The 22831-nt window shown below is 70.1% G+C and carries 23 protein-coding genes; 15 read left to right on the top strand and 8 right to left on the bottom strand.

The window, feature by feature from the left end:
• Positions 1 to 64: 64 nt before the first annotated feature.
• From GE300_RS03965 to GE300_RS03955, 3 genes are read right to left on the bottom strand one after another with little or no spacing between them, the layout of a single operon-like run.
• Positions 65 to 1261, bottom strand: a complete 1197-nt coding sequence (locus GE300_RS03965; RefSeq protein WP_325063087.1) for an NAD(P)/FAD-dependent oxidoreductase — start codon at positions 1259 to 1261, stop codon at positions 65 to 67.
• 3 nt (positions 1262 to 1264) lie between these two features.
• A complete protein-coding gene (locus tag GE300_RS03960; RefSeq protein ID WP_154445126.1) occupies positions 1265 to 2023 on the bottom strand; it encodes an HpcH/HpaI aldolase family protein in 759 nt (252 codons plus the stop codon).
• Complete coding sequence (locus GE300_RS03955) at positions 2020 to 2949, bottom strand: sugar kinase (protein ID WP_154445124.1); 930 nt, start codon at positions 2947 to 2949, stop codon at positions 2020 to 2022. The genes GE300_RS03960 and GE300_RS03955 overlap by 4 nt, the downstream gene beginning before the upstream one ends.
• A 314-nt stretch (positions 2950 to 3263) precedes the next feature.
• On the opposite strand from GE300_RS03955, the gene GE300_RS03950 reads away from it, so the two are divergent.
• Together GE300_RS03950 and GE300_RS03945 are read left to right on the top strand one after the other, a co-directional pair.
• Positions 3264 to 4199: a 2-hydroxyacid dehydrogenase gene (locus GE300_RS03950; RefSeq protein ID WP_154445122.1), complete on the top strand. Its 936-nt coding sequence runs from the start codon at positions 3264 to 3266 to the stop codon at positions 4197 to 4199.
• Positions 4200 to 4305: 106 nt separating this feature from the next.
• Positions 4306 to 5046, top strand: a complete 741-nt coding sequence (locus GE300_RS03945; protein WP_154445120.1) for an SDR family NAD(P)-dependent oxidoreductase — start codon at positions 4306 to 4308, stop codon at positions 5044 to 5046.
• Here the strand turns inward: GE300_RS03945 and GE300_RS03940 are convergent.
• Positions 5043 to 5759, bottom strand: a complete 717-nt coding sequence (locus GE300_RS03940; RefSeq protein WP_154445118.1) for a GntR family transcriptional regulator — start codon at positions 5757 to 5759, stop codon at positions 5043 to 5045. The two genes, GE300_RS03945 and GE300_RS03940, sit on opposite strands and share 4 nt — an antisense overlap.
• Before the next feature lie 177 nt (positions 5760 to 5936).
• Here GE300_RS03940 and GE300_RS03935 point away from each other — a divergent pair, with 177 nt between their 5' ends.
• The 13 genes from GE300_RS03935 to GE300_RS03875 all read left to right on the top strand — a co-directional run bounded on the left by GE300_RS03935 (position 5937) and on the right by GE300_RS03875 (position 19026).
• Positions 5937 to 6953: a TRAP transporter substrate-binding protein gene (locus GE300_RS03935; protein WP_154445116.1), complete on the top strand. Its 1017-nt coding sequence runs from the start codon at positions 5937 to 5939 to the stop codon at positions 6951 to 6953.
• A 96-nt stretch (positions 6954 to 7049) separates the two neighbouring features.
• Positions 7050 to 7871: a TRAP transporter small permease subunit gene (locus GE300_RS03930; RefSeq protein ID WP_154445114.1), complete on the top strand. Its 822-nt coding sequence runs from the start codon at positions 7050 to 7052 to the stop codon at positions 7869 to 7871.
• Positions 7864 to 9483: a TRAP transporter large permease gene (locus GE300_RS03925; protein ID WP_154445112.1), complete on the top strand. Its 1620-nt coding sequence runs from the start codon at positions 7864 to 7866 to the stop codon at positions 9481 to 9483. Before GE300_RS03930 ends, GE300_RS03925 begins: the two co-directional genes overlap by 8 nt.
• Positions 9480 to 10430, top strand: a complete 951-nt coding sequence (locus GE300_RS03920; protein ID WP_325063086.1) for a phytanoyl-CoA dioxygenase family protein — start codon at positions 9480 to 9482, stop codon at positions 10428 to 10430. Before GE300_RS03925 ends, GE300_RS03920 begins: the two co-directional genes overlap by 4 nt.
• 276 nt (positions 10431 to 10706) lie before the next feature.
• A complete protein-coding gene (locus tag GE300_RS03915; RefSeq protein WP_154445110.1) occupies positions 10707 to 11135 on the top strand; it encodes an Hsp20/alpha crystallin family protein in 429 nt (142 codons plus the stop codon).
• Between the two features lie 14 nt (positions 11136 to 11149).
• On the top strand, positions 11150 to 11539 hold the full coding sequence (locus tag GE300_RS03910; RefSeq protein WP_154445108.1) for an Hsp20/alpha crystallin family protein: 390 nt from the start codon (positions 11150 to 11152) through the stop codon (positions 11537 to 11539).
• A 16-nt stretch (positions 11540 to 11555) separates the two neighbouring features.
• On the top strand, positions 11556 to 12059 hold the full coding sequence (locus GE300_RS03905) for an Hsp20/alpha crystallin family protein (RefSeq protein WP_154445106.1): 504 nt from the start codon (positions 11556 to 11558) through the stop codon (positions 12057 to 12059).
• A gap of 345 nt (positions 12060 to 12404) precedes the next feature.
• A complete protein-coding gene (locus GE300_RS03900; protein ID WP_154445104.1) occupies positions 12405 to 13895 on the top strand; it encodes a UxaA family hydrolase in 1491 nt (496 codons plus the stop codon).
• A 115-nt stretch (positions 13896 to 14010) separates the two neighbouring features.
• Positions 14011 to 15033 carry a Gfo/Idh/MocA family protein gene (locus tag GE300_RS03895; protein ID WP_154445102.1) on the top strand — a complete coding sequence of 341 codons (1023 nt, stop codon included), beginning with the start codon at positions 14011 to 14013 and terminating at the stop codon, positions 15031 to 15033.
• A 345-nt stretch (positions 15034 to 15378) separates the two neighbouring features.
• Positions 15379 to 16278, top strand: a complete 900-nt coding sequence (locus tag GE300_RS03890; protein WP_154445100.1) for an NAD(P)-dependent oxidoreductase — start codon at positions 15379 to 15381, stop codon at positions 16276 to 16278.
• Between the two features lie 87 nt (positions 16279 to 16365).
• On the top strand, positions 16366 to 17085 hold the full coding sequence (locus tag GE300_RS03885; protein WP_154445098.1) for an SDR family oxidoreductase: 720 nt from the start codon (positions 16366 to 16368) through the stop codon (positions 17083 to 17085).
• A gap of 20 nt (positions 17086 to 17105) precedes the next feature.
• Positions 17106 to 18083: a D-erythronate dehydrogenase gene (denD, locus tag GE300_RS03880; protein ID WP_154445096.1), complete on the top strand. Its 978-nt coding sequence runs from the start codon at positions 17106 to 17108 to the stop codon at positions 18081 to 18083.
• A 10-nt stretch (positions 18084 to 18093) separates the two neighbouring features.
• Positions 18094 to 19026, top strand: coding sequence for a DMT family transporter (locus GE300_RS03875; protein WP_233416760.1), 933 nt, complete (start codon positions 18094 to 18096; stop codon positions 19024 to 19026).
• 31 nt (positions 19027 to 19057) lie between these two features.
• On the opposite strand, the gene GE300_RS03870 is transcribed toward GE300_RS03875, so the two are convergent.
• The 4 genes from GE300_RS03870 to GE300_RS03855 all read right to left on the bottom strand — a co-directional run bounded on the left by GE300_RS03870 (position 19058) and on the right by GE300_RS03855 (position 22665).
• Complete coding sequence (locus GE300_RS03870) at positions 19058 to 19531, bottom strand: DUF4188 domain-containing protein (RefSeq protein ID WP_154445094.1); 474 nt, start codon at positions 19529 to 19531, stop codon at positions 19058 to 19060.
• Positions 19532 to 19703: 172 nt separating this feature from the next.
• Positions 19704 to 20441, bottom strand: coding sequence for an SDR family oxidoreductase (locus GE300_RS03865; RefSeq protein ID WP_154445092.1), 738 nt, complete (start codon positions 20439 to 20441; stop codon positions 19704 to 19706).
• 115 nt (positions 20442 to 20556) lie between these two features.
• Entirely contained in the window at positions 20557 to 21504 is a 948-nt protein-coding gene (locus GE300_RS03860; RefSeq protein ID WP_154445090.1) for a 1-phosphofructokinase family hexose kinase, read from the bottom strand.
• A gap of 60 nt (positions 21505 to 21564) precedes the next feature.
• Positions 21565 to 22665: a hypothetical protein gene (locus tag GE300_RS03855; RefSeq protein WP_154445088.1), complete on the bottom strand. Its 1101-nt coding sequence runs from the start codon at positions 22663 to 22665 to the stop codon at positions 21565 to 21567.
• Between the last annotated feature and the right edge of the window lie 166 nt (positions 22666 to 22831).

Below are 22831 nucleotides of genomic sequence, written 5' to 3'. Positions count from 1 at the left end.
GGTTCGGATGCAGTCTGCGGTCGCGTCCCGGGCCGCCGCCTTGCGCTGGATCAACCGGGCGCGGTCAGATCACGTTGCGCTCGGCGAAGGGCGTGCCGGTCAGCAGCCGCGCCGGGCCCAGCTCCGACAGATCGAGGCTGCGGAACCGGCCCCGCGCGATCAGCTCGGCCACGCCGCGCCCCATCGCCGGCGCCTGCTGCAGGCCGTGACCGGAGAAGCCGTTGGCCAGGATCAGGTTCGGGCAACCCGGCACGGCGCCGATCACCGCGTTCCGGTCCAGCCGGTTCCAGGCATAGTGCCCGACCCAGCTGGCGGTGACGCGCAGCCGCGCGAAGGCGGAGATGCGCGCCGCCAGGATCGGCCAGACATGATCCTGCCACAGATCGGGGTCCTCGGTGAAGTCATCCGGCTCGACCGCCGCGTCCGCCCCCGCCGGACCCGAGCCGGCCATGTACCCGGCGCCGTCCTGGCGCACATGCACCCCCGAGGGATCGACGGTCAGCGGCAGCTTCGCGCCCAGCGGCTCGGGCGTGGTGAACACCCAGGTGGTGCGCTTGCGCGGCTCGACCGGCAGCGCGAAGCCGGCCCAGGCGGCGACGCGCGCGGCGCGCGGCCCGGCGGCGTTGACCACCCAGCCCGCGGCCACCGTCTGCCCGGTGGACAGCCGCACGCCGGTGGCGCGGCCCCCGGCCAGCGCCAGCCCGACCGCCTCGGCGGCCAGCGTCTCGACGCCCCGCGCCCGCGCCATGCGCCGCCACCAGGCGATCATCGTCGCGCCGTCGAAATAGCCCTCGTCCGGCCCGCCCAGGCTGGCCAGCCGCAGATCGTCGGTGCGCAGGAACGGCAGCCGCGCGGCCAGCGCGGCCGGCTCCAGCAGCTCCGCCGCCGCGCCCTCGGCGCGCTGCACCGCGTTGTTGGCGCGCAGCGCCGCGGCGCCCGCCTCTGTCGCGGCCAGGTACAGATAGCCCAGCGGGTCGAAGGCGATCCCGGGCACCTCGGGATCGCCGCCCATCGCCGCGCGGAAGTCGCGCACATAGCCGCGCGCGAACTGCGAGATGCGGATGTTGACCGGGTTCGAGAACTGCTGCCGCATGCAGCTGTTGGTGTGGCTGGTCGAGGCGTGGGCGAAGCTCGGGTCGCGCTCGACCACCAGGATGCGGGCGCCGGCGCCCAGCTCTCCGGTCAGGAACCAGGCGCAGGCGGCGCCGATCGCGGCGCCGCCGATGATGACCACGTCATAGGCGCCGTGACGCGGCCCCACGGCTCAGCGCCGGTGCTGCGCCAGCAGCGCCTCGGCGCCGCGCGCCAGCAGGCCGTGGTCGGTGCCGACGGCGACGAACAGGAAGCCCTCGTCCAGGCAGCGCGCGATCAGGCCCGGATCGCCGATCAGCGTGCCGGTGGGCACGCCGCGGGCGCGCACCCGGGCGGCGGCCGCGAAGATCGCCTCCCACACCTCGGGATCGGCCGGCCGGCCGACCTTTCCCATGCTGGCGGCGATGTCGGCGGGGCCGAAGAACACGCCGTCGACGCCCTCGACGGTGGCGATCTGCTCGGCGCGCTCCAGCGCCGCGGCGGTCTCGACCTGGACCAGCACGCAGGTCTCGTCCTCGACCTGCTCCAGGTACTGCGCATCGCGGCCCCAGCGGTTGCCGCGATGCACCCCCGAGACGCCGCGCATGCCCGCGGGCGGATAGCGGCAGGCGGCGACCGCGGCGGCGGCCTCCCCGGCGGTCTGCACCATCGGGAACAGGAAGCCCGGCGCGCCGGCATCCAGCAGCCGCTTGACCTGCACCGGCTCGTTCCAGGGCGGGCGCACCAGCGCGGTCGAGCCGTGCGGCTGGATCGCCTGCATCTGGTGCAGCACGGTCTCGATCCCCGACGGCGAATGCTCCATGTCCACCAGCAGCCAGTCGTAGCCGACGTCGGCGACGATGTCCGCGGCCAGCCCCGAACACAGGCTGACCCACAGGCCGTACTGGACCTCGCCGGCCTGCAGGCCGCGCTTGAAGGCATTCGGGGTCATGGCGTGTCCTCGGTCTGGATGATCGCCTCGCGGCGGGGAATCGGGTCGATCGCGCCATAGCCCGACACGGTGCCGGCGGCGACGCGCGCGGCGCGGCGCGCGGCCAGCACCGGATCGTCGGTCTCCAGCAGATAGGCCAGGAACGCGCCGGCGAAGCTGTCGCCGGCGCCGGTGCTGTCGACCGGGGTGCTGGGCGCGGGCGGAATCCGCTCGCGCAGGTGGTGGCCGGCGACGACCGCGCCCTCGGCGCCCATCTTCATCACCACCAGCCCGGCGCCGAAGCCCAGGAACCGGTCCAGCATCGCGTCGACGTCCTCCAGCCCGGTCAGCTGCCGCGCCTCGTCGTCCGAGGGGAAGATGACGTCGGTCCGTTCGAGCGCCGCGAAGATCGTCTCGCGCGCCAGCTCCAGGTCCCACAGCTTCAGCCGCAGGTTGGTGTCGTAGCTGACCTTCACCCCGGCGCCGCGGGCGATGTCGATGGCGGCGCTGGCGGCGGCGCGCATCGGCTCGCTGACCGCCTGGCTGATCGCCGAGACATGCAGCAGCCGGGCGTCGCGGATCAGCGCCTCGGGCAGGTCGACGGGGCCGTAGAGACTGGCCGCCGAGCCCTTACGCAGATAGGTGAAGTCGCGCCCGCTGGCGTGCGGCTTGACGAAATAGACCCCGGTCGGCGCGTCCGGATGCACCGCGACGCCGGCGGCGTCCACGCCCTCGTCGCGCCACAGCCCGCGCAGCCCGGCGCCGAACATGTCGTCGCCCAGCGCCGTCAGCATGCCGACGCTGGCGCCCTGCCGCGCCGCGGCGATGGCGGCGTTCGAGATGTCGCCGCCGTAGCCCATGCGGTAGTGCGGGCCGTGGCCCGGCAGGTCGACCTCGGTGAATTCGACCAGCGGCTCGCCCAGCGCCAGGATCTGCGGGCCGCTCATCGTGCGCCCCCGGCCTGTCCGCCTGCCCGCTTGCCCGCCTTTCCCGGCGTCCGCCCCATGTCCGCTTTCTCCGCTGAATGTGCCCGTGAAAGTATCCGTGAATGTCCCCGCAGCCGCGCTGCGGCTGCCCCGGTTTCCGTCGGGTCACAAAAGACCCGCGCCCCGGCCCGAGGTCAAGCCCCCCGCGAGGGCGGCGCGAAGGCGGCAGGACGGCGGCGGGGCTGGACGGCGCCCCCTTCCCGGTGGCATTGAAAGCGGACCCGGCGGCCCGCGCCCGCGACGCCCCGCATCACCAGACCGCAGGAGAGCTTTTGATGACGAAACCCGATGTGCTGCTGATCGGCGACTACCCGGACTGGGACACCGAGGCGCTCGCCGCCGCCTACACCGTGCACCGCGGCGCGCCCGAGGCGCTGGGCGCGGACCTCGCCACGCGGATCCGGGCGGTGGCCTTCAAGGGCCACGCGCCGTTCGGCGCCGGGCAGATGGACGCGCTGCCCGGCCTGGGGCTGATCGCCAATTTCGGCGTCGGCTACGACGCGGTCGACGTCGAGGCGGCGACCGCGCGCGGCATCAGGGTGACCAACACGCCCGACGTGCTGACCGACGACGTCGCCGACCTGGCGGTGGGCATGCTGCTGGCCGCGACCCGGCACATGGTGCAGGCCGACGCCTGGGTGCGCCAGCGCCGCTGGGCGACCGAGGGCACCTATCCGCTGCTGCGCAAGGCGTCCGGCAAGCGCGCCGGCATCGTCGGGCTGGGCCGCATCGGCCGCGCCATCGCCGACCGGCTGGCGGCGTTCGACATGCCGATCAGCTACACCTCGCGCGCGCCGAAGGACGTGCCGGCGGGCTGGACCCACTACACCGACCCGGCCGAGATGGCGGCGCAGGTCGACTACCTGGTGGTGGCGCTGGCGGGCGGGCCGGAAACCGCCGGCCTGGTCACCCGTCAGGCGCTCGAGGCGCTGGGCCCCGAGGGCATGCTGGTCAACATCTCGCGCGGGACCACGGTCGACGAGGAGGCGATGATCGCGTTGCTGCAATCGCGCAAGCTGGGCGCGGCGGCGCTGGACGTGTTCCTGAACGAGCCCGACCCGGACCCGCGCTTGCTGGAACTCGACAACGTGCTGCTGCAGCCGCACCAGGCTTCGGCGACGGTCGAGACGCGGCAGGCGATGGGCCAGCTGCAGCGCGACAACCTCGCCGCGTTCTTCGCCGACCGGCCGCTGAAGACGCCGGTGAACTGAGACGCCGGTGAACTGAGACGCGCGACGCGCAAGGGCACCGGCGACGCACCGCGCGGCGCCGGTATACCGGAACGGGAACGGGAACAGCACAGATGGGGATACTGAAATGAACGCAATCGACCTGGACGGCCGCGCAGGCATCGTCACCGGCGGCGCGCAGGGTATCGGCCGCGCCGTCGCCGAACGGCTGATCGCCTCGGGGGCGCGGGTGGCGATCCTCGACCGCGACGCCGCGCTGGCCGAGGCCACCGCCGCCGAGATCGGCGCCACCGCGATTTCGGCGGACGTCGCCGACTGGGACAGCGTCGCCGCCGCCGTCGACGCGGCGCACAAGGCGCTGGGCAGCCTCGACATCGCCGTGTTCAGCGCCGGCATCGCCGGCGCCAACGCCACCGTCGCCGACTACCCGGTCGAGGAATGGCGCCGGGTGATCGACATCGACCTGACCGGCATCTTCCACTGCTGCAAGGCGGTGATCCCGGCGATGCGCGCGCAGGACTACGGCCGCATCGTCAACATCGCCTCGGTCGCCGGCAAGGAGGGCAACCCCAACGCTGGCGCCTATTCGGCCGCCAAGGCCGGGGTGATCGCGCTGACCAAGAGCCTGGGCAAGGAGAACGCCGATCTCGACATCTCGGTCAACTGCGTGACGCCGGCGGCGGCGCGCACCGCGATCTTCGACCAGATCACCCAGGAGCACATCGACTACATGCTGTCCAAGATCCCCCGCGGCCGGTTCCTGGAGGTGTCCGAGGCGGCGGCGATGATCGCCTGGATGTGCTCGGCGGAATGCGGCTTCACCACCGGCGCCACCTTCGATCTGTCCGGCGGGCGCGCCACCTACTAGCGGGCGGCGCGTCCGGTCCGGGGGCGCCGCTTTTCCGCGGCGTCCTCGCCATAGGCTTCCAGGATCTTGCGGTTCGCGCTGCGCAGGTGCGTGTCCAGCGTCGCCGCCGCCCAGCGCGTGTCGCGCGCCTCGATCGCCGCCAGGATCTGCGCGTGCTCGTAGGCGATCCGCGCGCGGTCGGTGTCCACCCGCGAGGTCATGAACCGCGCCCGGCGCAGGCGGGAATTGTAGTCGGCATGGGATTTCAGCAGCGCGGCGTTGTCGGCGGCGCGGACGATCGCTTCGTGGAACGCCATGTCGGCGTCGAAGAACGCCGCCGGCTCGCCCCGCGCGACCAGGGTCAGCAGCCGGGCGTGGCAGGCGCGGATCTCGTCGATCTCGGCGGGACCGGCGCGCAGGCAGGCCAGCTCGCCGGCCAGTGCCTCCAGTACCCGCAGCACCGAGAACAGGTCGACCAGGTCCTGCGCCGAGGGGTCCGCCACCTCGGGGCTTCGGGCGGGCCGAATCACCACCAGCCCCTCGCTGGCCAGGATCCGCAGCGCCTCGCGCAGCGGCGTCCGGCTGACCCCCAGCGCGGCCGAGGTCTCGCGCTCGGGCAGGTGCGCGCCGGGGGGAAACTCGCCCAGCACGATGCGGCGGCGCAGTTCCGCGGCGACCTGCTGCGGCAGCGTCCGGAAATCGCCGTCGTCGGCGTTGGCGCGACTGCGCGGCATGCGGTTTTTCCTCCCCGTCAGCGCCCTCCGGTTTGTCAACGATAAAGAACTGGCGCTTGGTATACCGAAGATATTGCCAGAGGCACGGCAATTGGTCTAGCCTGCGGAGCGACCTGCCGTGAACGGGTCCGAACCGAACGCAGCCAAGCCGCCCCAGCGCGGCACAGGGAGGGTACTTTGAAACTCACGCATCTCGTCGCGGGCACCGCGACGGCAGCACTTCTCGCATCAGCCGCCTTCGCGCAGGAAACCACCCTGCGGATCCAGACGCACTACAACCCCGAGCAGACGTCGGGCAAGCTGGCGGCCCAGTTCGTCGAAGACGTGCAGACGATGTCGAACGGCGAGATCTCGATCGAGATGTTCTACGCCTCGTCCGTCGTCGCGACGGTCGAGACCTTCGACGCGGCAGCGAACGGCATCCTCGACTGCGACATGACCGGCGGCGCCTACCAGACCGGCAAGAACCCCGCCTTCCAGTTCGTCGGCGACATCATGGGCGGCTACGACACCCCCTACCAGCAGCTGTCCTGGCTGTACTACGGCGGCGGCCTCGAAGCCGCGCAGGGACTGTACAACGAATTCGGCATGCAGCTGATCGGCTGGTGGGTTTACGGACAGGAATCGCTGGTCTCGACCGAGCCGCTCGCCGGTCCCGAGGACCTGAAGGACTGGAAATTCCGCTCGCCGCCGGGGATGGAGACCGAGATCTTTGCCGAACTCGGCGCCTCGCCGATCGTGATGGATTTCACCGAGGTGTTCACCGCGCTCGAAACCGGCATCATCGACGGCGCCGACTATTCGGGTCTGGCGAACGACGAATCGATCGGCCTGTTCGATCTTGCCAAGCACGCCACCTACCCCGGCTTCCACTCGATGCCGTCGGATCACCTGGCGTGCAACAAGGACGTGTGGGACAACCTGCCGGAGCACCAAAAGCGGATCGTAGAGGTCGCCATGGAGAAGTTGGCGCTGCGGTCGGCGCTGTTCTTCGAGAAGGCCAACGCCGAGGCAGCAGCCCGCCTGACCGAGGCCGGAATCACGCTGCACAACTGGTCCGCCGAGGACCGCGCCACGTTCCGCACCGCGGCGCAGACCGCGTGGGACGACTGGGCGACGCGCAGCCCCGAGGCGGCCGCGCTGGTCGCGAGCCACAAGGAATATCTGAAGCAGCTCGGCCTGCTGTCGGAGTGACGCGACGGCCTTCGGGCCATCCCGCCTGATCCTGCGGCGGGCCCTTCGGGGCTCGCCGGTTTCATCTTCACCGCGTAGTTTCCGGAGGACCCGCGGATGCATTCCAAGAGCGTCTGGCTCGGCCCGTTCAGGGGGCCCGTCAAGCTGGCGATGATCGCCAGCCTCGTCCTGACCGGCCTGATGGTCACCTGGCTGATCGTCACCTTCGCCACCGGGACCTCCGAGATCGGCATGCACGAGATGATCCGCCCCGAAGGGCAGCCGATGGTGCAGCTGATGCTGGGTCTGCTGATCACGGCGCTGCTGGCCACGTCGCTCTACTTCTCGGACCACATCGGCGCCATCGAGCCCGAGCCGCAGGGCTTCTTCGACATCCTGTCGCTGGTGACCTCGCGGCTGGCGATGATGGGCGTGGTCTTCATCGTGATCGTGATGTTCTACGAGGTGATCTCGCGCTACATGTTCGAGAAGCCGACGCTGTGGGCGAACGAGCTGTCGCTGTGGATCGCGGCCTTCGTGTTCCTGTTCTCGGGTCAGTACGCGATGCAGCAGCGCAGCCACATCCGCATCTACATCATCTACGACATGATGCCCCGCTGGGGGCAGAAGCTGTCGGACTGCATCTCGGTCGCGCTGATCTGGGTGTTCACCTTCGGCCTGGTCTGGGGCGGCTACAACGAATCGCGCGACAAGCTGCTGCGGATGGAGACCTTCGGCACCGCCTGGGATCCGCCGATCCCGGCCACGGTCAAGCCGGCGATCCTGTTCATCATCTGCCTGGTCGCGATCCAGGCGCTGTCGAACCTGATCGCCGACTGGAACAAGGCGCCCGAGCACCACACCCCCGCCGACGAGATCGACGAGATCGAGATCGAGAACATCCGCCGCACCCTGGAAGGAAAGCGCGACAATGGTTGATATCGGCACCCTGTCGCTGATCCTGCTGCTCAGCATGTTCGTGCTGCTGGCCATCGGCATGCCGCTGGGCTTCGCCTCGGCGTTCCTGGCGTTCGTCACCCTGGTGCTGAAATTCGGCCCCGACCTGCTGTTCGGCGAGGTGATGAGCGGCGACTTCTCCAGGTTCGGGCGCGGCCCGCTCGCCGTGCTCGGCCAGGCGATCTACCGGCAGATGACGAACTACGTTCTGATATCGGTGCCGCTGTTCATCTTCATGGCGGCGCTGCTGGAACGCTCGGGCATCGCGCGGGACATGTACTCGTCGCTGAACGTGTGGCTGTCGCGCACGCGCGGCGGCATCGCCATCGTGACCTCGGTCATGGCCGTGATCATGGCCGCCATGTCCGGGATCATCGGCGGCGAGGTGGTTCTGCTGGGCCTGATCGCGCTGCCGCAGATGCTGCGGCTGGGCTATAACCAGAACCTGGCGATCGGCACGATCTGCGCCTCCGGCTCGCTGGGCACGATGATCCCGCCGTCGATCGTGCTGATCTTCTACGGGCTGGTGACCGAGACCTCGATCAAGGCGCTGTTCACCGCCGCCTTCCTGCCCGGATTCATGCTGGCCTCGTTCTTCATCATCTACATCATCGTGCGCACCCGGCTGAACCCGGACCAGGCGCCGCTGCCCGAGCCCGACCCGAACGATCCCACCAGCAGCGAGAAGCGCAACATGTTCCTCGCCTTCCTGTCCTGCCTGGTGGCGGGCACGGGCGCGGTGCTGACGCTGCGGCTGCTGTTCCTGACCGCCACCGGCGCCAACGCGGTGACCGTGGGGGTCGATCCGATCCCGCTGGGAATGATGTCGGACCTGCCGTGGCTGCTGGGCGCGCTGGTGCTGTCGCTGGTGCTGATCTTCTTCGTCTTCGGACGCGAGACCACCGCCCGCGGCTGGAACATGGGCAAGGGCCTGGTGGCGCCGCTGATCGTCATCGGCGTGGTGCTGGGCTCGATCTACGGCGGCATCACCGGCATCACCGAGGCGGCGGGCATGGGCGTGATCGCGGTGTTCGTGATCTCGGCGGTCCGGCGCGAGATGTCGTTCGAGGTCGTCTGGGACAGCGTCATGCGCACGCTGAAATCCACCGGCACGATCATCTGGGTGACGATCGGCGCGGCGGCGCTGGCGGCGGCCTACACGCTGGCCGGCGGCCCCAGCTACGTCGCCACGCTGATCGTCGGGGCCGAGCTGCCGACGATGGGCATCATCCTGGTGATGATGCTGATCTTCCTGGTGATGGGCATGTTCATGGACTGGGTCGGCATCGTGCTGCTGATCATGCCGGTGTTCCTGCCGATCGTGCTGCGCCTGCCGGTCGAGGAACTGGGCTACCTCGGCGACCTGAACCCGGCCCACGTCGGGATCTGGTTCGGCGTGGTGTTCACCATGAACATGCAGGTCAGCTTCCTGTCGCCTCCCTTCGGGCCGGCGGCGTTCTATCTGAAGTCGGTGGCCCCGGCGCACATCTCGCTGACCGACATCTTCCGCGGCTTCCTGCCGTTCATCGGCATCCAGCTGCTGGCGCTGGCGGTGCTGCTGGTCTGGCCGTCGCTGGTCTCGGTGCTGCTGTGACGCTGAGCGCGGAACAGATCGACGCCTTCGGGCGGGACGGCTACCTGGTGGTCGAGGACGCGGTCGACCGCGGCGTCCTCGACGCGCTGCACGCGGAATACTCCGCCCTGATGGACCGGCTTTACGAGGGGTGGAGGGCAGAGGGTCGCGTCCCTCCCGGCGCGGCCCTCGACTTCTGGGGCAAGCTGTCGGCCGCCTATGCCGCCGGCTGCGACTGGTTCCAGCCGATGGACTGCTCGCTGCCGGGCGGGGCGATCGCGGCGGACACGCCGATGCACTTCGGCCCCGCCGCCTTCGACATGATCACCCATCCCCGGCTGCTGGACATCGTCGAACGCCTGATCGGCCCCGAGATCACCTCGAACCCGATCCAGCACATCCGCATCAAGCCGCCCCAGCGCGAGGTGCACGCCGACGAGACCCGCGCCCATGTCAGCCTGACCGACTGGCACCAGGACCGCGGCGTGACCCTGCCCGAGGCCGACCGCACCGACATGGTCACCGTCTGGCTGGCGATCACCGACGTAACCCTGGACAGCGCGCCGCTGCAGGTGATCCCGGGCGGGCACCGCGGCGGCCTGATCGAGCACTGCGGCTGGGTGCAGACCGGCATCCCGCGCACGCTGGTGCCGGCCGAGCGGGCGGTGCCGCTGCCCTGCCGGGCGGGCGCGGCGGTGATCTTCCACCCGCTGACGCCGCACGCCTCGCTGCCCAACCGTTCGGACGTCTACCGCTGGTCGTTCGACATCCGCTTCAACCGCACCGGCCAGCCTACCGGCCGCGACCATTTCCCCAGCTTCACCGCCCGCTCGCGTGCCCGCCCCGAGACCGAGCTGCACGACTGGCGGATGTGGCGCGAGATGTGGCAGGCCGCGCGGGCGCGCCTGTCGGGCCAGCCGCACGTCCCGATCCACCGCTGGGATACCTCGGCTGCGGTCTGCGCCTGAGCACGGCGAATTCCGACCGGATCAGGTTTCCGGCCACTTGAAACCTGCGCGCCGCGCTCCCTTATCAGAACCGGAACGCCCAGGTGGGGTTTCGTTACTGCGACTGGTCCGGCTATGGCAGCGGACCGACGCCCGCCCGCAAGTATCGGGGCGGCCCGAGGTCGTACTGAATACCGGCAGCACGCGCCGCCGGGCCTGTCGTGTCGTCTCCTCACGGGCGTCCTCGCGGACCGTTCAGCCGCGATGATGTGAAGCAACGCCAGAGGAGAGCGACCAATGCTGTTTCCCGCATCCGCCTACCTGCGCGGCGATCCTTTCGATCTGATGCGCCGCATGACCCGGGAACTCGACCGGGGCCACATCCCCCGCACCGCATCCGCCTTTCCCGCCGTCAACGTCTGGCAGGGCCCCGAGGCGGCCGCGGTGACCGCGGAGTTGCCCGGCGTCGAGTCCGGGGACATCGACATCACCGTCAAGGACAACGTGCTGACCATCGCGGGCCAGCGCCGTGCGCCCGACGCGGCCGAAGACGCGACCTGGCACCGGCGCGAGCGCCGCTATGGCCGGTTCAGCCGCGCCATCCGCCTGCCGTTCGAGGCTGACCCCGAGAACGTCGAGGCCCGCCTCGGCGATGGCGTTCTGCAGATCGTGATCGGCCGCCGCGAACAGGACAAGCCCCGCCGGATCGAGATCAGGGCGGCCTGAAAGGAGGATCGAAGATGACCAACGAAGTGACAACGACCCCGACGACCGAGCCTGCCGGGACGACGCGGGACATTCCGGTCTTTCGCCCGGTGGCCGACATCGCCGAAACCGGGCAGGGCATCTCGCTGATGCTGGAGATGCCCGGTGTGGCGCCCGACTCGGTCGACATCTCGCTCGAGAACCGGGTGCTGACGATCCGCGGCCAGGCCCGGACGACGCGCCCCGAGAACCTGCAACTCAGTTATGCCGAGTACGGCGAGGGCGACTACGAGCGTGCCTTCGCCCTGTCCGAGGATTTCGACCCCGACAAGATCGCGGCCGAGATGCGCGCCGGCGTGCTGACCCTGACGCTGCCGCGCGCCGAGGCCGCGAAACCCAGGAAGATCGCGGTGAAAGCCGCCTGAGAATGGAGTGCGACAGATGCAGATCAAGGACCTGATCCCCTGGGCGCGCAAGGACGACGCGCCCGATGCCAAGACCTCCGAGCGGAACCCGGTCATGGCGCTGCAACGCGACATGAACCAGGTCTTCGAAAAGTTCTGGAGCCGCTTCGGCGACGGCCTCGGGGCGCTCGACTGGCCCTGGGGCGGCGGCGATGCCCGTTCGGACGTGGTCGAGACCGAGGACGCGATCGAGGTCTCGATCGAACTGCCCGGCATGGACATGAAGGACATCGACGTCACCGTCACCGACGACATGATGACCATCAAGGGCGAGAAGAAGGTCGAGCGGCAGGAGGACAAGAAGGGCTATTACCTGTCCGAGCGCAGCTATGGCGCGATCTACCGCACGATCCCGCTGCCGCCGGGCGTCGACGGCGAGAAGGCACAGGCGTCGTTCAGGAACGGCGTGCTGACCGTCCGCCTGCCGCAGACCCCCGAGGCGCAGGCCAGGGTGAAGCGCATCGAGGTCAAGAGCGCCTGAGCTTGCGGCGGCGCCCCGGCACCGGGGCGCCGCCGGCCCGATCCTCCCGCTCGGCGGTGAAGGCCGGCGGACCGCCCTGCTGCCGCCCAATATCGGTCGCGGTCTTCGCCTTCTCGTCGGCGGCTTCCCTGGTATGGGCCTGGTCTGGGCCGGGCATGGGCCGGGTATGGGCCTGGTATGGGCCGCGACCACGCAGGCGCCGCGCCGACGGGCGGTCAGCATCACCCCCATCGCCCGGCCGGTCGTCATGCGGAACACCGAGCGGGTCCGGCCGCGGCACCGATCACGTCTTTCAACCCCCCGGGCGGCCTGATAGGTTCGCTCCAAATTCCCAGTGAGTCCGCCATGCCCGACACCATCCGCCTCGATGCCTCCGACAATGTCGTCACCGCCGTCCGCCCGCTGGAGGTGGGCACCGCCGGCGCGACCCAGCTGATCCCGCGCGGCCACAAGATGGCGGCCGAGGACATCCCCGGGGGCGCCCCGGTCAGGAAATACGCCCAGCTGATCGGCTATGCCGCCGAGGACATCGCGCAGGGCGCGCACGTGCACACGCACAACCTGGAATTCCGCAATGTCGAGCAGACCTACGAGTTCTCGACCAACCTGCGCCCCGCGTCCGAACCGGCGAGCCGCGACAGCTTCATGGGCTACCGCCGCGCCACCGGCCGCGTCGGCACCCGCAACTACATCGCGGTGCTGACCTCGGTGAACTGCTCGGCGACCGCGGCGCGGATGATCGCCGCGCACTTCACCCCCGAGCGTCTGGCCGCCTATCCCAACGTCGACGGCGTCGCCGCCTTCGTGCACGGCACCGGCTGCGGCATGGCCGGCGACGGCGACGGCTTCGAGGCGCTGCAGCGGGTGATGTGGGGCTACGCCAAGCACCCCAACGTCGGCGCCGTGCTGATGGCCGGGCTGGGCTGCGAGATCAACCAGATAGACTGGCTGGTCGAGGCCTACGGGCTGGTCCCCGGCCCGCTGTTCCAGAAGATGAACATCCAGGACGTCGGCGGCATCCGCAAGACGGTCGAAATGGGCATCGAGAAGATCGAGCAGATGCTGCCGCTGGTCGATGCCGCCCGGCGCGAGGAATGCCCGGCGTCCGAGCTGATGCTGGCGCTGCAGTGCGGCGGCTCGGACGCCTGGTCGGGGATCACCGCGAACCCGGCGCTGGGCCACGCCTGCGACCTGCTGGTCGCGCAGGGCGGCACCGGCGTGCTGGCCGAAACCCCCGAGATCTACGGCGCCGAACACCTGCTGACCGCCCGCGCCGCCAGCCGCGAGATCGGCGAGAAGCTGCTCGAACGGATCCGCTGGTGGGAGGACTACTGCGTCCGCAACAAGGGCTCGATGGACAACAACCCCTCGCCCGGCAACAAGACGGGCGGGCTGACCACGATCCTCGAGAAATCGCTGGGCGCGGCCGCCAAGGGCGGCACCACGCCGCTGACCGGGGTCTACAAGTACGGCGAGGCGGTGACCGCGAAGGGCTTCACCTTCATGGACAGCCCCGGCTACGATCCGGCCAGCGTCACCGGCCAGATCGCCTCGGGCTGCAACCTGATCGCGTTCACCACCGGCCGCGGGTCGGCCTTCGGCGCCAAGCCGACGCCGTCGATGAAGATCGCCACCAACACCCGGATGTACGAACGCATGACCGACGACATGGACATCAACGCCGGCTCGATCCTCGACGGCGCCGGCGTCGAGCAGGTCGGCCGCGAGATCTACGAGACGCTGCTGCGCGTCGCCTCGGGCGAGAAGACCAAGTCCGAGGCGCAGGGGCTGGGCGACCACGAGTTCGTGCCCTGGCAGATCGGCGCGGTGATGTGATCGCGGCGCGGCCCCTGCCCCTGCCCGCCTCGCCGTCCGCGTTGCCGGTCCGGGCGCCGGCCCGGGCGCCGGCCCGGCCCGGGCGCGCGCTGCGGCCCCCGGACCTGGCGCCGCGATGAGCGCGGGCGCGGCGCCGTCCGTGGGGGACCCGGTGCGCGTCGTGGTGGTCGGCGCCGGCTCGGTCGGCGCGCGCCACGCGCAGGCGGTCGCCGCGCATCCCCGCGCCACCCTGGCCGCCGTGGTCGATCCGTCCGAGCCCCTGCGCGCCGCGCACGACGCGCCCTGCTTCGCCGCGCTCGACGATGTCGACGTCGCCGCCGAGGCGGCGATCATCGCCACCCCCACCGGGCTGCACGCGCCGCTGGGCGCGCAGGCGGCGGCGCGGGGCTGGACAGTGCTGGTCGAGAAGCCGATCGCCGCCACGCTGGAGCAGGCCGACGCGCTGATCGCCGCCTGCGAGGCCGCCGACGTGCCGCTGCTGGTCGGCCACCACCGCCGCACCCACGCCGTCGCCGCCCGCGCCCGCGCGTTGCTGGCCACCGGCGCCATCGGCCGGGTGGTCGGCGTCTCGGGGATGTGGTGCGTGCGCAAGCCGGACGGCTATTTCGACGTGCCCTGGCGCAGCGGCGACGCGGGCTCGCCGGTGCTGATCAACCTGGTGCACGACCTCGACCTGCTGCACTACCTGCTGGGGCCGATCGCCGAGGCGCAGCCGCTGCTGTCCACCGCGATCCGCCGCGGCGCGACCGAGGACAGCGGCGCCGTCGCGCTGCGCTTCGAGAACGGCGCACTGGGCACCATCCTGTTCACCGACAGCGCGCCCAGCCCCTGGGGGTTCGAGACCGCCACCGGCGAGAACCCGGCGATCGCCGCCGGCGGCGACGACTGCTACCGCTTCGTCGGCACCGCCGGCGCGCTGGGATTTCCGTCGCTGACGCTGTGGGACGGCGCCCGCGACTGGTCCGAGCCGGCGGTGCGCACCGCCGCCGCGCCGGTGCCGCCGACCGAGCCGCTGGCGGCGCAGATCGACCACCTGTGCGACGTGGTGCGCCACGGCGCCGCGCCGCTGTGCTCCGGCGCCGACGGCCGCGCCGCGCTGGAACTGGCGCAGGACATCATCACCCGGGGCCGGTTCTGAGCCGTGACGGTGCGCGCCCCGCTGCGCGGCGATCAACAGGACGTGGCGCCGGACGACCCGATCGGGCCCGGTTCCGCTCGGGCGGCGACGCGCAGGTCCGCGACCACTTGAAATCGCTCATGTTACGGTTGATACCTGACCTTGCGGCATCCGCCGCGCACATGGAACCCTGCATGACCAGCACCACCGCCGACGACCGTCCGCTGATCGCCCGGCTGACGCCGCGCCCGGCGCACGCCACCGGCGGCAACGGCGCCGGCGCGGAATGGCGGACGAGCCGGGCCGGCCGGGTGCGCTCCAGGTGCTCGCCGACACATGTGACGAACGCAATTCCGGAGGACTCCCATGAGCGACAGACCCGCAATCGGATTCATCGGCCTGGGCCTGATGGGGGCCGCGATGGTCGGTCGGCTGCAGGACAAGGGCTATGCGCTGACCGTGATCGCCAACCGCGCGCGCGCGGCGGTCGACAAGGCGGTCGACCGCGGCGCGAGCGAGGCGAGGACCGCGCGCGAGCTTGCCGCCGCCTCGGACATCGTCATGCTCTGCGTCGACACCTCGGCCTCGGTCGAGGCGCGGATGCTGGGCGATGACGGCGTGATCGCGGGCCTGCGCGAGGGCGCGGTGGTGATCGACTTCGGCACCTCGCTGCCCGGCTCGACCAAGGCGCTGGCGGCGCAGGTGGCGCAGGCCGGCGGCACGATGCTGGACGCGCCGCTGGGGCGCACCCCGGCGCACGCGGTCGACGGCAAGCTGAACGTCATGGCCGCCGGCGACCGCGCCACCTACGACGCGGTCAAGCCGGTGCTGGACGATCTGGGCGAGAACGTGTTCCACCTCGGCGCCGTCGGCACCGGGCACACGATCAAGCTGATCAACAACTTCTTCGCCATGACCACCGCCTGCGCCATGTCCGAGGCGTTCGCCATGGCCGACCGCGCCGGGATCGACCGCGCGTCGGTCTACCAGGTGATGGCGGCCGGGCCGCTGCGCTCGGGGATGATGGATTTCGTCAAGGCGCACGCGATCGACGAAGATATCCAGCTGGCGTTCAGCGTCGCCAACGCCCGCAAGGACATCGGCTATTACGTGCAGATGGCGGACGAGCTGGGCGCGGCCAGCCAGATGTCCGGCGCGGCGAAGAACGCGCTGGGGCTGGCCAAGGCCACCGGCTGGGGCGAGCGCATGGTGCCCGAGATGGTGGACTGGTTCTCGGCGCTGTTCGACGACACCCGCAAGCCCTGACCGCCCGCCGCGCGCGCGCCCCCCGTGACAATGCCGCGGGCGCGGCGTAATGGTCTTCTAAGTTTAAACGGACGAAAGGGACCCGTCATGCGCCTCAAGGGCAAGCGCGCCTTCATCACCGCCGCCGGCCAGGGAATCGGCCGCGCCACCGCCGAGGCCTTCATCCGCGAAGGCGCCGAGGTGACCGCCACCGACCTGAACGCCGAGCTGCTGGCCGGGCTGGAGTGCGAGACCGCGGCGCTGGACGTAACCGACGGCGCGGCGGTGCGCGCGACGGTCGGCGCGGCGGCGCCGGACATCCTGTTCAACTGCGCCGGGGTGGTGCACGCCGGCACCGTGCTGGACGCCACCGACGCCGATCTCGACTTCGCGTTCGAGCTGAACGTGCGGGCGATGGTGCGCACCATCCAGGCCGCGCTGCCCGGCATGATCGAACGCGGCGCCGGCTCGATCGTCAACGTCGCCTCGGTCGCCGGCTCGGTGATGGGCGTGCCGAACCGCTGCGTCTACGGCACCACCAAGGCCGCCGTGATCGGCCTGACCAAGTCGGTCGCCAAGGATTTCGTCACCACCGGCGTGCGCTGCAACGCGATCTGCCCCGGCACCGTCGACAGCCCGTCGCTGCACCAGCGGCTGAAGGCCACCGGCAACTACGAGAAGGCGATGAAGGAATTCATCGCCCGCCAGCCCATGGGCCGCATCGCCCGCGCCGACGAGATCGCCGCGCTGGGCGTCTACCTGGCCTCGGACGAAAGCGGCTTCACCACCGGCCAGGCGCACATCATCGACGGCGGCATGGCCGGCTGAACCGAAGGGAAGGAAACGACATGACCAAGGTCCTCATCACCGGCGGCGGCGGCTTCATCGGCCAGAAACTGGCCAGACGCCTGGCCGCCGACGGCTCGCTGCGCGGCCGGCAGATCACCGCGATGACGCTGATCGACCTGGCCGAGCCGAAGGCGCCCGAGGCGCCGTTCCCGGTGCGCACGCTGGCCGCCGACATCTCGGACGCATCGGCGGTCGCGCAGGCCTACGAAGGCGGGCAGGACGTGATCTTCCACCTCGCCGCAGTGGTCTCGGGCGCGGCCGAGGCGGATTTCGACCTCGGCATGCGGGTCAACCTCGACGGCACGCTGAACATCTTCCAGGCCGCGCGCCGGCAGGGCGACAGCCCGGTGCTGGTCTACTCGTCCTCCTGCGCGGTGCACGGCGGCGAGGCGCCGGACCCGGTGACGGACGGGGTCGAGCTGAACCCGCAGACCTCGTACGGCACCCAGAAGGCGATCGGCGAGCTGCTGCTCAACGACATGAGCCGCAAGGGGTTTCTCGACGGGCGCGGGCTGCGGCTGCCGACGATCTCGATCCGCCCCGGCAGGCCGAACGCGGCGGCCTCGTCGTTCATGTCGTCGATCTTCCGCGAGCCGCTGCAGGGCGAGCCGGCGAACTGCCCGGTCTCGCGCGACTATCCGGTGTGGCACCTGCCGCCGCGGATGATCGTCGAGCACCTGCTGCACGCCGCCACCATCGACGGCGCGGATTTCGGGCCGAACCGCAACATCAACCTGCCGGGCCGCACCGACACCGTGGGCGAGATGGTCGACGCCATGACCCGCGTCGCCGGGCCGGAACCGGCGAAACTGATCACCTGGAACGCCGACCCGGTGATCGAGAAGATCGTCATGGGCTGGCGCCAGCGCCTGCTGCCGGAAAAGGCGGTGCGCCTCGGCTTCCGCGCGCCCGACAGCTTCGAGGACAGCGTGCGCTGGTTCCTCGAGGACGACCACCGGGACGTCGCGCAATCGTGATGGCGCGATCTTGAGACACGCCCCGCGTCCGCGCGAGGATCGGGTGCGGCTGGCGCTGGCCATCATGGCCGGCGCCTTCTTCAGCTTCACCCTGATCGACACCAGCGCCAAGTGGCTGGCCGCCGCCGGCCTGCCGGCGTTGCAGGTGGCGTTCGTGCGCTACGCCGGCAATTTCGTCGCCTCGCTGCTGATCTTCCTGCCGCGCGAGGGGCTGTCGGTGCTGCGCCCGAACGCGCCGGGCCTGCAGCTGGGCCGGGCGCTGATGCTGCTCGGCAGCACGATGTTGAACTTCACCGCGCTCAGCTACCTGCCGCTTACGGTGACCACGGCGATCTTCTTCGCCTCGCCGGTGCTGGTCTGCCTGCTGTCGATCCCGCTGCTGGGCGAGACCGTCGGGCTGCGCCGCTTTCTCGCCATCCTGGTCGGGTTCTCCGGGGTGCTGATCATCACCGAGCCCTGGGGCGCCGATTTCCACTGGGCGATGTTCCTGTCGCTGGGCGCGCTGACCTGCGCGTCGATGTACTTCGTGCTGTCGCGGATGATCGCCGGGCGCGACGACAACCCGACCGGGCAGATCGTCACCTCGGGGGTGCCGACGCTGCTGCTCTCGCCGGTGCTGTTCTTCGGCTGGGCCTGGCCGCAGGGCGTGGCCGACTGGCTGGCGTTCGTCGCCATGGGGCTGTTCGCCACGCTGGGCCATTCGCTGCTGACGGTGGGCTACCGCTATGCCCCGGCATCGACGCTGGCGCCGATGGTCTACATCCAGATCATCTACGTCTCGATCATCAGCTGGGCGGTGTTCCGCCAGCCGCCCGACGCCAACACCATCGCCGGCACCGCAGTGATCGTCGGCGCCGGCCTCTACATCTGGCTGCGCGAGCGCAAGCGCCCGCCGAAAAAGCCGGTGACGACCCCCGGCGGCACCGCGGGCGGGCCGCGCTAGGCCCGCGCATCCGCCGCCCGCGCGGCCGGCCCTAGCCGGTCAGCCGCGCCCGCGCCTCGTTGCGGTTGCCGGTCGCCGGGACAAGGCGCGAGATCCGGCCGAGCCCGTAGGGCGGCATCCCCGAATAGATCGCCTCGTACTGCCCGGCCTTCACCAGGTAGGTCTCGTGCCAGATGCCGACATCCGTGCGGCTGGTCTTCATCCGCTTGTTGAAGGCGATCCAGGCCGGGAAATGGGCATGGTCCTTCGAGCGCGCGTACGCCTCAAGGTGGTCGAAGCTGCGCCAGTACTGGACGATCGTGCCCAGCCCCAGGCCGTTGTGCCCCAGGAACCCGGTTTCCTCTGCCGGCAGCACATCCAGTTCCTTCAGCATCCGGGGCATGCCCATGACCACCGGCAGCCATTTGTGCAGCTTCCAGGGCCTGTTGATCCGCATGCCGATCAGGAACACCACGAAGTCGCCGTCGATGTCTCCCGCCATTCGCTGCTCGTTGATCTGCGCCATGTCCCCACCCTGTTGCCCGCGTCCAAGGCTAAGTGCAGCCGCCCGGGGTGCGCAAGAAAACTTTCCCGCAAGGAACATGCGCCGGTCGCCCCTATCCGGCGCCCGGCCCCGCGGCCCGGGACGGTCGCGCCACGCAGGCGGCGCGACCGTCGGTGTTCCGGGCGCCGCAGGCTCAGCCGCGGCCGATGTACGGCATCGCCGAGGCCATGATCGTCATCGTCTGGATGTTGGTGTCCAGCGGCAGGCTGGCCATGTGGACCACCGCGCGGGCGACGTCGCCGGCCTTCATCACCGGCTCGGCCTTGATCGCGCCGTCGGCCTGCGGCACGCCCTCGACCATGCGCGCGGCCATGTCGGTCAGCGCGTTGCCGATGTCGACCTGGCCGCAGGCGATGTTGAAGCGCCGGCCGTCCAGGCTCAGCGTCTTGGTCAGGCCGCTGATCGCGTGCTTGCTGGCGGTGTAGGGCACCGAGCCGGGGCGCGGCACATGCGCCGAGATCGAGCCGTTGTTAATGATCCGCCCGCCCTGCGGGTCCTGCGCGCGCATGTGCCGGAACGCGGCGCGGGCGCACAGGAAGGCGCCGGTCAGGTTGACGTCGATCACCTGCCGCCACTCGTCGACGCCGATCTCGTCGATCGGCCGTCCCGGGGTGTTGGTGCCGGCGTTGTTGAACAGCACGTCGATCCGTCCGAACCGCGCCGCGGCCTTGTCGAACGCGGCGTCGACGGCGGCGTCGTCGGTGACGTCGGTGGGCAGGCACAGCGCGCGCTCGTGGCCCTGGGCGGTGTCCTGCAGCGGCGCCTCGCGGCGGCCCAGCAGGGCGACGTTGTAGCCGGCCTCGAGGAATGCGCGGGCGGTGGCGGCGCCGATGCCGCTGCCGGCGCCGGTGACGATGGCGGTCTGGGTCATGAAATTCCTCCCTTGAAGATGCGCGGCGGCGCCGCCGCCCGGACGGGCGCGGCATTGGTATACCGAACTGGCGCGGCGGAGTGTGGCCGCAGCGCCCGGTGGCGTCAATCGCCGGTTACAGCGGCACGATCTCGACCTGCGCGCGCAGCGCCGCGGCCAGCGCCGGATCGCACAGCTGCGTCGCCGGGGTGGTGACCGCGCTGGCGGCGGCGGCGGTGCCGCGCGCGCCGGCCTCCAGCGCGCTCTCGCCCTGCGCCAGCGCCAGCGCGAAGGCGGCGACGAAGCTGTCGCCGGCGCCGACCTTGCTGACCACCGCGACCTTCGGCGCGCGGCACAGATGGCTGCCGCCGGCGTCGGCGATCACGTTGCCCTCGGCGCCGCAGGCCACGGCGGCGGTCTGCGCCGCGCCGCGGGCGACCAGCGCGCGCGCCACCTCGGCGATCTGCGCCGGCCCGTCCAGCGGCCGGCCGGCCAGCGCCCGCGCCTCGGCCCGGTCCATGCGCAGCACCGCCAGCGGCGTGGCGCTGGCGGCCTCGGCCGCGCGCAGCGCCGGCCCCGAGGTGTCGAGGATCGTCCGCACGCCGCGCGGCGCCAGCGCCGCGTTCACCCGCAGCCAGAAATCCGCCGGCACGCCGGGCGGCTGGCTGCCGCTGGCCACCAGGATGTCGCCGTCGCCGGCGGCGGCGGCGATCTTCGCCTCGGCCTGGCCCCAGTCGGCGGTCTGCCACGCCGGCCCCGGCAGCACGAAGCGGTACTGCTGCCCGCTGGCGCGGTCGGTGACGGCGATGCTCTGCCGCGTCGGCAGGCCGACGCCCAGATCCTCGGGCTCCAGCCCCTCGGCGCGCAGCAGCGCGCGCATCTCCGCGCCGGCGCCGCCGCCCAGGGCGACCAGCATCCGGCTGCGCCCGCCCAGCCGGGCGATGGCGCGGCTGACGTTGACGCCGCCACCGCCCGGGTCCAGCGCCGGCGGGTCGCAGCGCAGCTTCTCGTCGGGGACGACCGCGTCGACCGCGGTCGAGATGTCCAGCGCGGGGTTCAGCGTGACGGTGACGATCGTGCTCATGCGTCCTTGATGGCAGGCCGCCGCGCTTCCGCCAAGCCCCCCCGGGGGACGCCGGCCCTTTCACTCATCTTTGCCATCAAAGAGTGACGGCTGCCTGCGTGGCGCATCCGCTGTCGTAAAATCGCCAAGAAGCGCCTTGATTGCATCGGGCGTCAAAGGTTCCGCAAGCATGTCCCCATTGAACTCTAGCACACGCAACACCCGGCGGTTTTTGGGCTTTCCATCAATCATCTGAAATGCCCACTGCACCTTGAGATTATCCAGAACCTCGACGTGCAAGTCCTTCCGCTTCACCAAATGCCAGAACTCAGCGTCTTCAATGACGAAAAAGCAGTCACGACGAATTGAGTCCTTGCCCTTCCATTGACGAGTCTTCTGGTCTTCCTGATCCCAGTTCGGCGAGGTCACGTAAATGCCTTCGATTGTGACCGTCCATTCTGGTGGCTCATCATCTTTTTCCTTTCGGGCGGGTCTCTGGGCGCGCTCAGGGAATTGATTGCGAGGGATCGGGAAATCATCATCGCTTGAAAAGCCAATGCGCTTTACATCGCGATCTTCGATACAGGCAGCAAAGAATTCCGCTCGCGCGTCTAGGGCGTCAGAGAGGTCACCAATTTCCATACCAATTTTGGTAAGTTCATCGTTGCTTCTTTCGAACACGCCCCGCGTCATGCCGACTACGATCTTCGCTCCCATGCGGCACGCAGCGTCATGATCTTCCGGCAAGGGCACTGTTGGCTCCAAGACTTCTTCGCCGTCCTGCGGCTCTTCATCTTCTGGTGAGGCCAGTCCTTGCAAGGTTTGAATTCGTTCTTGGTGGTTTTCCCCGATTTCCTTTGCCCATTCAGCTGGCGGCTTCCCGGTTAAACCTTCAACATAGGCAGACCCTACGTCACTGTTAAGGAAAGCAAAAACTGCGCCGGGCACCCCTACTAGGACGGCTAGTTTCGATAGAAAGGTACCGCTTTCAGGCGGTAGGACTATTAGTTCATAGTCCAACGAGCCTTGAAAAAAGGTGCTATTGAGCGCCTCAATAACCTTTCTCGCGCTCTCCGCCGTTTCGATGAAGGTGCCCAACTTAAGGAAGTGTTCATCCACATCGAAGTGGATGAACAGTCGATCTGAGCGCGCTTCAAATTCCCATGGTAATACTTTGGTCATAGAATGATCAGAGCCTCCGCTTCTGGAGGAAAGCATAGACCGGTTGCGACTTCTCGATCAAGAATTCTGTTCAGAGTCAGGCTCTTAGGGTCGGCTGCTGTCCGCTCCGGGCTGAATGCGGACATCTGCCGCTGCGGCGCCACGGTGCGAGGCTAGTGACAGCGGC

Origin of the sequence: Halovulum marinum, from assembly GCF_009697225.1 — a bacterium.
GTDB lineage: Bacteria > Pseudomonadota > Alphaproteobacteria > Rhodobacterales > Rhodobacteraceae > Halovulum > Halovulum marinum.
This window is presented reverse-complemented; position numbering and strand designations above follow the sequence as displayed.